Annotated in this window: 9 protein-coding genes; 2 read left to right on the forward strand and 7 right to left on the reverse strand. The window is 70.8% G+C overall.

The annotated features are described in order from the left end of the window. Positions 1-16: 16 nt before the first annotated feature. Both ABGA98_RS37865 and ABGA98_RS37870 read left to right on the forward strand, forming a co-directional pair. Positions 17-1906: a fumarate reductase/succinate dehydrogenase flavoprotein subunit gene (locus tag ABGA98_RS37865; RefSeq protein ID WP_347623324.1), complete on the forward strand. Its 1890-nt coding sequence runs from the start codon at positions 17-19 to the stop codon at positions 1904-1906. Beyond that, positions 1903-2655 carry a succinate dehydrogenase/fumarate reductase iron-sulfur subunit gene (locus ABGA98_RS37870; RefSeq protein ID WP_132600105.1) on the forward strand — a complete coding sequence of 251 codons (753 nt, stop codon included), beginning with the start codon at positions 1903-1905 and terminating at the stop codon, positions 2653-2655. The genes ABGA98_RS37865 and ABGA98_RS37870 overlap by 4 nt, the downstream gene beginning before the upstream one ends. 86 nt (positions 2656-2741) lie before the next feature. On the opposite strand, the gene ABGA98_RS37875 is transcribed toward ABGA98_RS37870, so the two are convergent. The 7 genes from ABGA98_RS37875 to ABGA98_RS37905 form a co-directional block, all read right to left on the reverse strand. Next, complete coding sequence (locus ABGA98_RS37875) at positions 2742-4064, reverse strand: hypothetical protein (RefSeq protein ID WP_347623262.1); 1323 nt, start codon at positions 4062-4064, stop codon at positions 2742-2744. Positions 4065-4137: 73 nt separating this feature from the next. Then, positions 4138-5874 (reverse strand): hypothetical protein, encoded by a 1737-nt coding sequence (locus tag ABGA98_RS37880; protein ID WP_347623263.1) that lies wholly within the window; start codon positions 5872-5874, stop codon positions 4138-4140. Positions 5875-5996: 122 nt separating this feature from the next. Further along, positions 5997-6389: a (deoxy)nucleoside triphosphate pyrophosphohydrolase gene (locus ABGA98_RS37885; RefSeq protein WP_347623264.1), complete on the reverse strand. Its 393-nt coding sequence runs from the start codon at positions 6387-6389 to the stop codon at positions 5997-5999. 13 nt (positions 6390-6402) lie between these two features. Next, positions 6403-7491: an NlpC/P60 family protein gene (locus ABGA98_RS37890; RefSeq protein WP_347623265.1), complete on the reverse strand. Its 1089-nt coding sequence runs from the start codon at positions 7489-7491 to the stop codon at positions 6403-6405. Next, entirely contained in the window at positions 7488-8114 is a 627-nt protein-coding gene (locus ABGA98_RS37895; protein WP_347623266.1) for a hypothetical protein, read from the reverse strand. The genes ABGA98_RS37890 and ABGA98_RS37895 overlap by 4 nt, the downstream gene beginning before the upstream one ends. A gap of 159 nt (positions 8115-8273) precedes the next feature. Next, on the reverse strand, positions 8274-10514 hold the full coding sequence (locus ABGA98_RS37900; RefSeq protein ID WP_347623267.1) for a type IV secretion system protein: 2241 nt from the start codon (positions 10512-10514) through the stop codon (positions 8274-8276). After that, on the reverse strand, positions 10511-12988 hold the full coding sequence (locus tag ABGA98_RS37905) for an ATP-binding protein (protein ID WP_347623268.1): 2478 nt from the start codon (positions 12986-12988) through the stop codon (positions 10511-10513). The genes ABGA98_RS37900 and ABGA98_RS37905 overlap by 4 nt, the downstream gene beginning before the upstream one ends. Positions 12989-13018: the final 30 nt, after the last annotated feature.

The following is a 13018-nucleotide window of genomic DNA, read 5'->3' on the forward strand; positions in this document are numbered from 1 at the left end:
TTCAGTGGAAAACTCGATAAACACAGAGCGCCACGAGTACGACGTCGTCGTCATCGGCGCGGGCGGCGCCGGCCTGCGGGCCGCGATCGAGGCGCGCCAGCAGGGCAAGCGCACGGCGATCGTCTGCAAGTCGCTGTTCGGCAAGGCGCACACCGTCATGGCCGAGGGCGGCGCCGCCGCCGCGATGGGCAACGTCAACCCCGACGACAACTGGATGGTGCACTTCCGTGACACCATGCGGGGCGGCAAGTTCCTCAACAACTGGCGGATGGCCGAACTGCACGCCAAGGAGGCGCCCGACCGCGTCTGGGAGCTCGAAGCCTGGGGCGCGCTGTTCGACCGCACCAAGGACGGCAAGATCAGCCAGCGGAACTTCGGCGGGCACGAGTATCCACGGCTCGCCCACGTGGGTGACCGCACAGGGCTGGAGATGATCCGCACCCTGCAGCAGCGCGTCGTCGCGCTCCAGCAGGAGGACTACGAGACCCACGGCGACTACGAGGCCTACATCAAGGTCTTCGCCGAGTGCACGGTCACCCGGCTGCTCAAGGACGGCGACGCGATCTCCGGCGCGTTCGGCTACTGGCGCGAGACGGGAAACTTCATCCTCTTCGACGCGCCGGCCATCGTCCTGGCCACCGGCGGGATCGGCAAGTCCTACGTCGTCACCTCCAACTCCTGGGAGTACACCGGCGACGGCCACGCCCTGGCCCTGCTCGCCGGCGCCAACCTGATCAACATGGAGTTCATCCAGTTCCACCCCACGGGGATGGTCTGGCCGCCGTCCGTGCGCGGCATCCTCGTCACCGAGTCCGTCCGCGGTGACGGCGGCGTGCTGCGCAACTCCGAGGGCAAGCGCTTCATGTTCGACTACGTCCCCGACGTGTTCAAGGACAAGTACGCCACCAGCGAGGAAGAGGGCGACCGCTGGTACACCGACCAGGCCAACAACCGCCGCCCGCCGGAGCTCCTGCCGCGTGACGAGGTGGCCCGCGCGATCAACGCCGAGGTCAAGGCCGGTCGCGGCTCGCCCCAGGGCGGCGTCTTCCTCGACGTCTCCACCCGGCTGCCCGCCGAGGAGATCAAGAAGCGGCTGCCGTCGATGCACCACCAGTTCAAGGAGCTGGCCGACGTCGACATCACCGCCGAGCCCATGCAGGTGGGCCCGACCTGCCACTACATCATGGGCGGCGTCGAGGTCGACGCCGACACCGGCGCGGCGGCCGTGCCCGGCCTGTTCGCGGCCGGCGAGGTCTCCGGCGGCATGCACGGCTCCAACCGGCTGGGCGGCAACTCGCTGTCCGACCTGCTGGTGTTCGGGCGCCGGGCGGGCGCGGGCGCGTCGGCGTACGTGGACGGGCTCGCGGCCCGGCCCAAGGTGGCCGACGACGCGGTCGAAGCGGCCCGCGAGGAGGCGATCGCGCCGCTCGGACGCAGCGGCGAGAACCCCTACGAGGTGCACCACGAGCTCCAGCGCACCATGAACGACCTCGTCGGCATCATCCGCAAGCCCGACGAGGTCGCCGAGGCTCTCCAGGTCGTGGAGAAGCTCAAGGAGCGCGTGGCACTGGTCGGAGCGGCCGGCTCGCGCGTCTACAACCCCGGCTGGCACCTCGCGATCGACCTGCGCAACATGGTGCTGGTGTCGGAGTGCGTGGCGCGCGCCGCGCTGCTGCGCGAGGAGAGCCGCGGCGGGCACACCCGCGACGACTTCCCCGGGATGAACCCGGAGTGGCGCCGCAAGTTGCTCGTCTGCTCCACTGAGGGCGGCTCGTCCGTCCGCGTCGAGGAGAAGATCCAGCCGCGCATGCGCGACGACCTGATCAGCCTCTTCGAACGCGACGAGCTGAGCAAATACCTCACCGACGAAGAGATGACCGAGTTCGACGGGATAGCGAAGTCATGAGCTACAAGGCAAAGTTCAAGGTCTGGCGCGGTGAGGGCGGCGAGGGCAGGCTCGAGGACTTCACCGTGGAGGTCAACGAGGGCGAGGTCGTCCTCGACATCATCCACAGGCTCCAGGCCACGCAGGCGCCCGACCTTGCCGTGCGCTGGAACTGCAAGGCGGGCAAGTGCGGCTCGTGCAGCATGGAGATCAACGGTAAGCCGCGGCTGGGCTGCATGACCCGGATGTCCACCTTCGAGGAGGACGAGACCATCACGGTCACGCCGATGCGCACGTTCCCCGTCATCAAGGACCTCGTCACCGACGTGTCCTACAACTACCAGAAGGCCCGGGAGGTCCCGTCCTTCACGCCGCCGGCCGACGTCCGGCCCGGCGAGTTCCGGATGAAGCAGGTCGACGTCGAGCGGTCCCAGGAGTTCCGCAAGTGCATCGAGTGCTTCATGTGCAACAACATCTGCCACGTGATCCGCGACCACGAGGAGAACAAGCCGGCCTTCTCCGGCCCGCGCTTCCTCATGCGGATCGCCGAGCTGGACATGCACCCGTACGACGTGGCGGACCGGCAGGAGACGGCCCAGGAGGAGCACGGGCTCGGCTACTGCAACATCACCAAGTGCTGCACCGAGGTCTGCCCCGAGCACATCAAGATCACCGACAACGCGCTGATTCCGATGAAGGAGCGCGTGGTCGACCGGAAGTACGACCCGCTGGTGTGGCTGGGCAACAAGATCTTCAAGCGCACCTCGTAGGGCGCTGACACGGAAGGCGGGGGCCGGATGATCCGGCCCCCGCCTTCGTGCGTCCGCGCTGTGCGCTTGTCCTCCGCGGCGTGCGCCTACTTCTTGCGGCCCCAGCGGCGCTTGCGCTTGGCGTCGCCCGGCGCGTCCTGCGCGGGTTCCTGACCCTCCTGCGGGCCTGCCGGCTGCTCCAGGGCCGCCTCCTGGTCCGGCAGCGGCTGGATCGCGGTCACCTCGCCGTCGGCGGGCAGGTAGGGCGGCGGGTCGTAGTTCCCGCCGCGGACGGGCGGCTCGAACAGCGAGGCCGACGGGCCCTGCCAGGGCTCCGCGTCACCCGGTTCCGCGGCCGAGGCCGGCGCGCTCGGGCGCTCCCTCTCGTCGTCGTACGGGCTCGCACCCCCCGGCGGTATGTCCGCAGGCGGGATCACCGGCTCGAACGGGTCACGGTATTCGCTCTGCTTGGGCGGCTCGTGACCGTAGGAGCCGAACTCGTCCGGGTGCAGCACCACCGGATCCTCCGCCGGGGGGTGCTCCTCGTGCGGGTAGTCCTGCGGCGGGTCCTGGTAGACGGCGCCGTACTGCGCCTGGCCGCCCGGATAGGTCTGCACGGGGACGAAGCTGATGATCGGCGCGTACGCCGTGCCGCCCGGATAGCCGGGGGCGGGGAAGCCGGCCGTGGCGTAGCCCGGGCCCGCCGGGTAGCCGCCACCAGGAGGCATCTCCGGTTGGGCCATCGGCCCCGCCTTGCGTACCGCCGCCGCGTGGGCCATCCGGCGCAGCCGCCCCTCGAAGATGAGGACGGCGAAGAGGGCGAGCAGCACCAGCACCAGCGCCGGGATGCTGAGCTTCTGCGTCAGCGTGCGCTGGTCGAACTCGGGCGCCGCGTTCCGCAACTCCAGCGGCACCTCCTCGGAGGAGGCAGGCGGCGTCTCGCTCAACGGCGCGCTGGGGGGCGTCTCGGTCGGCGCGATGGCCGGCATCTCCACGCTCTCCTCAGGAGTGGAAGTGGCGGAGGTGCTGGGCGGCACCTCGACGCTCTGCGTGGGCAGCGGCTGCGGCTGCTGCTGCGGAGTGGACGGCGTGCTGCTCGGAGTCGGGCTCTTGGTGGTCTTCGTCGGCGTGGGGCTCTTGGTGGTCTTCGTAGGAGTCGCGGTGACGGTCTGGGTGATCGTCGTCTGCGGATCCTGCTCCTCCTCCGGCTCGTCAGGAGGGGGCTCGCCCGCCGTCGCCGTGACCGTCACCGTGGTCTCGGGATCCTCCGGCCACGCGTCGCACACCTCGCCGGGACTGCACCCCTCGATGGGGTCGTACGCCGCCGTGGACGCGCTGGCGCTCTGCACGACGAACGGGGCCGCGCCCGCACCGGCGAGGCCCAGCGCCAGGACGATCGCGGACACGGCTGTCGCTCTCGTGCGCTCCACCGTTGCCCTCCGCCAATCCCGAAACCATGGTCAAGGGAATACTAGCCGGGTCAAAGTAACAGTAAAGACCGATTTACAACTCCAATTTACGGTTACGGCCCTGTTGTACCGTGACAATGAGCCCCAAGGCCCCCAGCAGCAGTCCGACGGCTGCGGCCGCCAGCCAGAAACCCGTCGCGCCGTCCACGATGCTGACCCCCTCTTCCGGGCGCACACGTTTCGCCGACGACACCATTTCGAACGGCAACGGCGCCGACCCCGGACTCGCGGCCGGCGGGAACGACACCTCCGGGGATGGAACGTTCCCCGCGGTCGCCGGCACCTGCGGCGCCCCGTCGGGGAACGCCTGCGCGAACCCGTCAGGCACCTCCTGCGCGTTCGCGTAGGGCAACGACTGCGTGGACCCGTGGGACCGGGTCGAGCCCTGAGCCTGCGCTGCCCCCCGGTTCTGCGCGGGCAGGGACTGCCGGCCCTGAGCCTGGGCGGTCTTCTGAGGCTGGGCGGCACCGGGCTGCGCCGTCCCCTGAGGTTGCCCGGCACCCTGAGGCTGCCCGACGCCCTGAGGCACAGCGCCCTGAGGCTGGCCGGATCCCCGGGACTGCGCTCCCCCATGAGACCGGGACCCGTGAGATGGGGAGCCCTGGGACCGGGTCCCGATGGGCGGTTGTTGAGCGGGTCCGGGATCCGCGCCCTGCTCCTGTGCCGACGTTCCCGGCGCCCGCTGCGGGGAGACGGCAGGCGGCCCCTGCTCCTCGACCCCGCCCCGCATGGCCGGTGGTCCCTGCGCCTCGCGCCGCGCGCCTTCCAGCTCGCGGATCACCTGACCGTGCTCCTGCGCCCCGGCCTCCACAGGCTCCCGCGCTTCCACGCCACGCTCCCGCACCCCGGGCTCGCCCGCACCGCGCCACACCGGGGAATGCCGCTCGACGCCGGCAGGCCTCCGTCCTTCCGCACCCCCGGGTGAACGTGCCTCGGCGCCGTAACCAGGAGGCGGTCCATCATCGGGACCGACGGGCCGCGGGCCGTCCCCGCCTGAACCGGGAGGCCACCCACCCCCGGCCACCGGACCGGCGGGCGGCCAGAACTCCGGACCAGGCCATTCGCCCACCCCAGGGCCGGCCGGCGGCCGGCCGGCTCCGGCGACAGCAGAATAGTCAGCGTCCTGCGACCGGTCCCGCACTCCGTAGGGCACCCGCGCTCCGCCGCCGGGCTCGTCCGGTCCGGGCGGCCGGGTCGCCGGTACGGTGCTCCTGACCCCCGTGGAGACGGTGTCGGCCATGGCCGTCAGCCCGTCACCGGCGTCGGTGCGCACCCAGGCGGCCGCCGCCAGCGCCACGGCCCTGGCCCCGGCCGGCGCGGTGAGCGTCACCTCCACGGATCGTTCCCCGGAGACCTCGCCCAGCCTGCACACCCGCGTTCCCGGCAGGGAGGCGCCGGTGCGGGTGGAGCCGGAAGGGACCGACAACGCGCGTACGGCAAGCTCCTCGGAGGCCGCCTCGCCCGCCGTCGCCACCTCCGCCCGGGAGCCTTCCGCAAGCTCCTCCCGGTCCGCCCCGGGAAGCCTGGCATGCTCCGGCATGACAGCCCTCGGCCCGGGACTCCAGGCGGGATGGTCGGGCGACGGGGCGCAGACGACCTCCGCCAGCGCTTCCGCCGGGCTGGCCGCCACCGCGACCCTCGCGCCCTCGCCCATCCCGTTCAGCCGTACCTTGAACCGCTGGACGTCCCCCGTCCTGACCCGCTGGCCCGCGCCGTCAGACCCCTTGATCCGCTCGAGCACCAGCGACACCCCTGTGGCCCCCACAGGCACACAAGGCACCGCCGTCAGAAGGAGGGCTCCGGCAATGATCCAGCCACGCCGCATCATTTCCACTCCCCCGTTGCGACAAATCACACTGAGTCACCATCATGTCACACAGAGCGAGAGGTCCATCACCGGGGCAGCAGATTCTCCACGGTCTTCATGATGGGAAGGTCAGCGCCCAGCCAGTCGACGTCGTAATAGTCGCCGGGACCGAGCCACCGCAGCGCCAGGTGCTCCTTGGCCTCGGGCACGCCCGAAATCAGGGAGCACAGCCACACGCGCATGACATACCCCGCCGAAAGCGGCCAGTCACCACCCACGCGTTCGCCCACCGCGATCTCGACGCCGAGTTCCTCGCGGCACTCCCGCACGAGCGCCGCCCGCTCGTCCTCCCCGGGATCCACCTTCCCGCCGGGGAACTCCCACCCGCCGGCCAGCGCCGCCGGTTCGGCGCGCTGGGCCGCGAGCACCCGGCGGCCGGGGGCGACGATCACCGCGGCCACGACCACGACCGTGCTCATCACGTCACATTCCTCACAGGGATGGATTCTGCAGCTTCTTGAGCTGTTCGAGCACGTCGGGGTTCTGGAGGGGGCGGGTGAAGCCCACCCTGTTGGTACGGGCCTCGTAGCTGGTGACCTTGATCGGCCCGCACAGCCGGCAGCGCGCCTCCAGCATCTTGCCCTTGGACACGACCAGGCCGACGTGGCCGGGGTTGTTCGCGGACGTGCCGGGACCGGAGTTGAAGAACACCAGGTCACCCGGCTGCTCGTCCCCTTCCTGGATTTTCACCCCGAACGGCCACTGCACGAACGTCGTCCGCGGGATCACTAACCCCGCCGCCCGGTAGGCCGCGTAGATGACGCCCGAGCAGTCGAACGCGTCCGGCCCCGTGCCGCCCCACAGGTACGGCTTGCCGCGCTGGTCGAGCGCGTACTCGAGGATTTTGGCGACGACGTCGCTCGGCGCGGCCTCGATCAGCGGGTCGTCGCACTCCTCCGAGGCCTGCGGCGGCACCTTCACCTCGCCGGACCTGGCGTATTTCCTGGCGATCTCGACCACCTGGTCGACGTACCACCAGGCCCGGTTGTAGACGAACAGCGCCTGCCGCACGTTCTCCGGCGCGCCGTTGCGCTTGAGCATCTTCGCGGCGCCCAGGATGGCGTCGGCGGGGTTGTAGACGTCGCCCACGCCGTCGCCGTCGCCGTCGGAGGCGTAGCCGTTGAAGTCGGACGACATCGGGATCCTGGCCTTGCCGCCCCACGTGGAGATCAGGAACTGCATCGGCCCCGCCGCGCCCGCGTGGTTGGTGCCGTCCTTGACGCCCGGCAGGTCGGAGCGGCCGTGGTCGGTCTCGCGCTTGCCCACGGCGGCCAGGATGTTCCACTGCACGCCGATCTTCTTGCCGTGCTTCTTGTACAGCTCCAGGTATCTTCCGGGGATGTCGGAGGAGCCCGAGTCGGACACCTCCTCCACCTGCGTGTCGTCCTCGCAGTCGACGGAGCTGCCGCCGCCGGAGATGAAGGACGGCAACGAGATGAGCAACATCGGCGAGACGATGACCGCCACCAGGACCAATGCCCCGGCGAGACCGATCACCAGGGCGAGACGCGAACCTTTCACTCCAGAATGTCCCCCTCCTGGCCCTCCGTCGACGGACGGAGGTCGAAGACGCGCCAGTCGGCTCCCTGCTGGCTCACCGTGACCGCGTACTCCTCGTTGTGCTGCTTGGAACCGCTCTTCGCGGCGACCTGCCGGCTGGCGCTGATCACGAAGACGATGGAGGTCTTCTCGACCTGCCTGATCTCCTTCAGCCGGGCCGTGGCCGTGGAGACGATCTCGTCATTGCGGTTCTGCTCGATGGTGCCCGCCGAGGAGAGCGTTCTGGTCAGCTCGTTGCCGAACTCGGCCGTCGTGTACGCCTTCAGCCGCGTCGCGTAGGCCGCCGGATCCTCGTCGTAACGGAACGTGCCGTACTCGGCGGTGAACCGCTCGGCCAGGTCCGCAGCCGCGGCGAGCTGCTCCTTCTGCATGGGCAGGTAGGAGTAGACGTCGAACGGCTCGGCGCTCGCGGTCGCCAGCGGCGTGCTCGAAGCCGCCGGTGCGACGGCCGCGGGGGTCGTCTCAGGCGCGGGCTCCGCCTGCTCCTCCGAGGGCGGCCCGATCGTCAGGTAGACGCCGACCGCGGCGACGACCACGACGATGACGGCGAAGGCCAGCCCGCGCCGGTCACCTGGCTGTGCCATCAGATCCTCCCGAGGGGACCGTCGCCAGAACCTCAGCCATTGTCGCCACCTCCGGACGGGATCGGCTTCGTGCTTTCGGGCATCGGTCAGGACTTGGCCGTCGTCTCCCGCTCAAGCGGGGCGAGAAGCCGCTCCCCTCAGGGCGCGGAGGAGTCACGTTCAGTCCTTGTCGGGGGAGTTCGGCTTGAGCCAGAACGGCACGGAAGGGCTGTCGCCTCCGGAGCCGCCACCGTCGCTGCCGCTGCGCAGCCAGAGCGGTGGCGCCTCCGAGGAGCGGGACGACGACTCGCCGGACGTGAAGATCCGGGGGCCCGCCTGGCCGCGGCCACCGCCGCCGCCGGATCGCGACCCGCCGGACCGGCCTGAGCCGTTGGAGCCGCCGAACAGCCCGCCGCCGGAGCCGCTGGAACGTGTGCCGCCCGACCCGCCGAACCGGGACCCGCGCGAGCCGCCCGACGATCCGTTACGCGAGCCGCCCGACGATCCGCCGCGCCGCGCCCAGCCGCCACCGGACCCGCCGCCGAACCAGCCGCCGCCGGAGCCCGCGGACCCGCCGGAGCCCGCGCCCGCACCGGCCCTGCCTCCGGCCGCGCCACCGGAGCCGCCAGGACCGCCGCCGGGCCTGGGCCCGCCCGCCCCGCCGCGCGTGCGGGTGGGAGCGCCCAGGTTGAGCGGCGGCGCCGTGCCCCTGCGTGGTTCGAGCGGCGCCCTGGTCGCCGCCTTGCCGCCCTGCTGGTCGGTGTCGAGGGGCGCCGCCGTGGCCGGCACGCGGGTGCCGGAGGGAGCGCCTTCCCCTTCCTCGGCGCGGACCCTGGCCTGGCCTGTCGCCGCCGTGGCCGCCGCACCCGCCGGGTTGGCCGCGGCCGCCGCCCTGATGACCGGCTCGGCCTTGCGCAGCCCCCAGCGTCCGATCCTGGCCGACGCGACCGGTGGCAGCGCGCCCGCGGACCGTTCGAGCACGGACGAGCCGGCCGCCTCGCCGAGCATGCGGGTGGTGACCGTGTGGCCGTTCAGCGAGGCGAACAGGTGCTGGAACGGGCGGCGGTAGAAGAACACCGCGATCGTCAGCAGGGCCATGAACAACACCTGCAGCCCCCACGGCATGGCCGTGGAGATGATCAGCGCGTAACCGTACACGAGCACGCTGAGCACGATCGTCAGCACGGCCTGTCTCAGCAGCGTGCCGACGAGCATCTCCACCCAGCGCATGGCGATGATCCGCCCGCTGCCCGGATGCACGCCGATGAGCAGGAAGATCGGCCCGAGGATGAGCAGCAGCAGGAAGCCCACCTTCAGCACCAGCAGTGAGACCGCCACCAGGAAGATGAGCGTGCCGGCCACCAGCGCGGCGATGAACGCGCCGACGGCCACGCCGAGGCGGTTGGACCAGTCCCTGCCGGAGAAGACGGTGTAACGAGGGTCGTTCCTGAGCTGCGAGGCCAGCTCCGCGTACTCCGACTGGCGGGCCCCCACGTCGGGGGCGGGCTGACCGGCGACGGCGGGCGGGATCGACTGGATCTCCAGCATCTTGCGGCCGAAGTCGCGCACGATGGGCTGCTGCGGATCGGCGGTGCCGAACTGGCCCACCAGCCACGGCTTGCAGACCAGCGTGGACCACAGCGCGTCGGCGTTCTGCTCGACGCCCGGCGTGCCGCCCTGGCCGAAGCCGCCCGGCTTGAGCTCGGGATCGCTGTCGCCGGGAGGCGGCAGGCAGGACGCGCCGCCCGCGCCGGGCAGGCCGGAGAACGCCGAGTTGACGACCTCGCCGGTCTTGTCGGTGACCACCTTGCCGAGGCCGGTGAAGTCGCCGGGCCTGCTGAAGAACCAGACCGCCACGGTGACCGCCAGGACCATCCAGATCACGCCTTCGGCGGTCGTGGTGGCCCGCTTGCGGATCAGGCCGTACCAGGCCAGCCAGATCGCGCCGATGATCACGATCGGCCGGAGGAGCGGCCAGTACATCGCGTCGGCCAGGTTCGTGACGATGTCGTCGACCACGTCCTTGATCGACTGGAGTGGCCCTTCGGTCGCCGCCGCCTGGTACGTGGTGATCGTCAGCCGGTCGACGGCCTTGGCCGCGGTGAAGATGCCGTTGGCCCACATGTTGCCGAGCACGGCGACGTAGTCGGAACAGCCCAGCTCGTGGGTGTGCCAGAACTGGCCGCTCATCCCGAACTGGCCGTAGTTGGTGGTCGGAGCCTGCGCCCCGCCCTCGGGGGGCGGCGGCTGGATCATGCCGTCGGTGCCGCCGCCGATCACCTCTGGCGCGAGCGCGCCCGAGAGGTCGCAGGGCGCCGCGGCCGCCGGGGCGGACACGCCGCCCACCACGACGGGCACCACGAGCACGGCGGTGACGAGCGCGAACGCCAGCGCGAGTCGTCGGGATAGCCGGACCTTCATGACCGTACCTCCTGCGCTCTGCCCACGCCCCCCTGAAGATCATCATGCCCGTCGGCGACGGGTTTGTCGTGTGTGGGGTTCGTGTCGAGCCAACGGAGAAGTTCCTCGGAGATCAGGTCTACTCCGATGCGGCCCGCCCTGCCATCCAGATCACGGAATACGCATTCGCCGTTTCCGAGCGAGCGCAGCACGGCCTTGTGCTCTTCCGACGGCTCCACCCCGAGCAGGGACATGACGTGGTCCACCTCCACCCGTTCGGTGGACCTGAACGCGAAGACGGACGACAGGCAGTTGGTCACCTGCTCGTTCAGCAGGTCTCCCGCGTTCTGCGAGACCAGCACCAGAGCGGTGTTGCGGGAGCGGCCCATCCGGCTGACCTCCGGCACCAGCTTGGCGCCCTCGGGCGTGGAGGTGATCGCCCACGCCTCGTCCAGGAAGATCGCCTTGGGGGCGCGCCGGTCGAGGCCGTTCATCAGCCTGCGCGCGAACTGGGAGACCAGATAGAGCAGGGCCACCGACAGCCGCTGCTCGTAGGAGTAGTCGTCCCTGGTCGTGGCCACGTCGGGCAGCGTCAGCCCGCCCAGCGTGAACACGGTCGTCCACCCCTCCGTGTCGATCTGGTCGCCGCCGGAAGGGTCGAAGCAGAGCCTGGCCAGGTGCATCTCCGACATGGAGCGCAGCACCGCGCCGAGGTTCTTCGAGGCGGCGTCGCCGGCCTGCTCCAGGAAGTCGACGACCTTGCCCAGCGAAGGGTCGGGCGCGTTCGACACCGCGGCCACCGCCTGGATCATCGCCGACTCGCGCTCCTCCGACATGCGGGGCAGCAGCAGGCGCAGCGTCTCGGTGGCCATCGTCTTCTTCGCCGCGATGTCGTCGCCGAACGAGAACGGGTCGAGCAGCCCTGGCGCCGCCGACCCGAGCGGGATGATGCGCGCCTTACGCCCCCGCTTGTCGAGCAGCCGTACGAGCGACTCGGCGTCGCCCTTCGGGTCGATCACCGCGACCGTCACGCCGCGCAACGCCATCTGATAGATCATCAGCAGCGCGAGCGTCGTCTTGCCACCGCCCGGCTCGCCGGTGATCGCGATGGCGGTCGGCCGGTTACGGCTGGCCGCCAGCAGCGGGTCGAAGTGCACGATGCTGCGCGCCCTGCCCACCGTCTCGCCGATGTACGGGCCCAGCCAGCCCTCGCTGCCGTCGTCCAGCCGGTCGCCCAGGTCGACGGTCGCCGTGGCCATGCCGCCCGAGATCGTCCGCAGCGGCTGGCGCTGGGCGTAGGCGTTGACCTGCACCTTCTCCCCCGGCAACGCCTCGCGGAACAACGAGAACTGGTCGCCGGTCGAGTTGACCACGTCGATGCCCATGTCGCGGTAGTGCTCGACAACCGCCTCCACCCGCTGCACGCAGATGTCCTCGGTCGGGGCCGACACGATCAGGCGGTGCCAGCCGTACACGAACGGCAGCCGCTCCTTCGTGATGCCGTGCTCCAGCATCCGGGCCGCGTCGATCTGCTCCGCCAGCGCCAGCGGCGCCTCCGCGCCCGCCTCCCGGATGTGGTGGTCCATGTCACGGGCGTGCGCCAGCTTGCGCGCGACGTCCTTGGACGCCTTGACCGGCGGGATCAGCCGCATCCGCGACGAGATCTCCACGGGGAACGCGAGCTGGTCGGCGAAGTGCATCCACGGCTCGCCGTCGGGAAACGGCATGAGATCGGGGAAACGCGCGAACGACAGATGAGCCACGTACGAGTCGCCCTGCGGCTGCACGATCCGCAACAACGACCTGCCGTTGTGGATCTCGCCCTCCACCAGCGCCTCGATCTCGCCCCTGCCCCAGCGCCGCTTCGGGCTCGCCGACGGCGGCGGGTCGCCCAGAGCGCCCGCGGCCGCGTGCTGGAACAACCACGCCACCTCCACGGAGGTGGCGTGCCTGGCGTAGAGGGCGCTCGACGCGAGCGCCCTGCCCAGCCGCTCCGCGTGTTCGGTCCACCGCCCGATCTCGCTGTCGGGCACGTGGTCGTCCTCCATGCCGAGAGACTTCTCGGTCTTCTGGTAGAAGCCGAGGAGCTGGCTGAGCACGCCGCTGCCGAGCTGCTTGCCGCGCGGCCCGAGCCGCACGCCGAGGTAGACCTCCTTCGACCAGAAGTCCTTCGCCCAGACGTGCCGGTACATCTCCTCCAGGTAGTCGCGCCAGCCCGGCCCCTCGTCGGACGTGGCGTTGAGCGCCATGGCCCACTCCGCCGCGGGGTAGGTGCGGTGCGCGACCCTCAGATGGACCTCGGCGTCGGGCATCCTGATCGCGGCCAGCGCGATCGTGATGTTGGTGGCCAGCGCCTCGCGCTCCTCAGGCGTGACGAACTCGTAGCTGACCGTCGGGAGTCTGAAGTACGCCCATGCGCAGGTGTCCGTGAGCAGGATGCGGTCGTCGAAATAGCGGACCGCGAGGCGCTGGTGCGCTCGTGACGCCCTGCTCATGCCGCCCCCTCAGCGCATGAACGGGCCAGG

The sequence above is a fragment of the Nonomuraea sp. B1E8 genome (genome assembly GCF_039871515.1).
In the GTDB taxonomy this organism is placed as follows: Bacteria; Actinomycetota; Actinomycetes; order Streptosporangiales; family Streptosporangiaceae; genus Nonomuraea.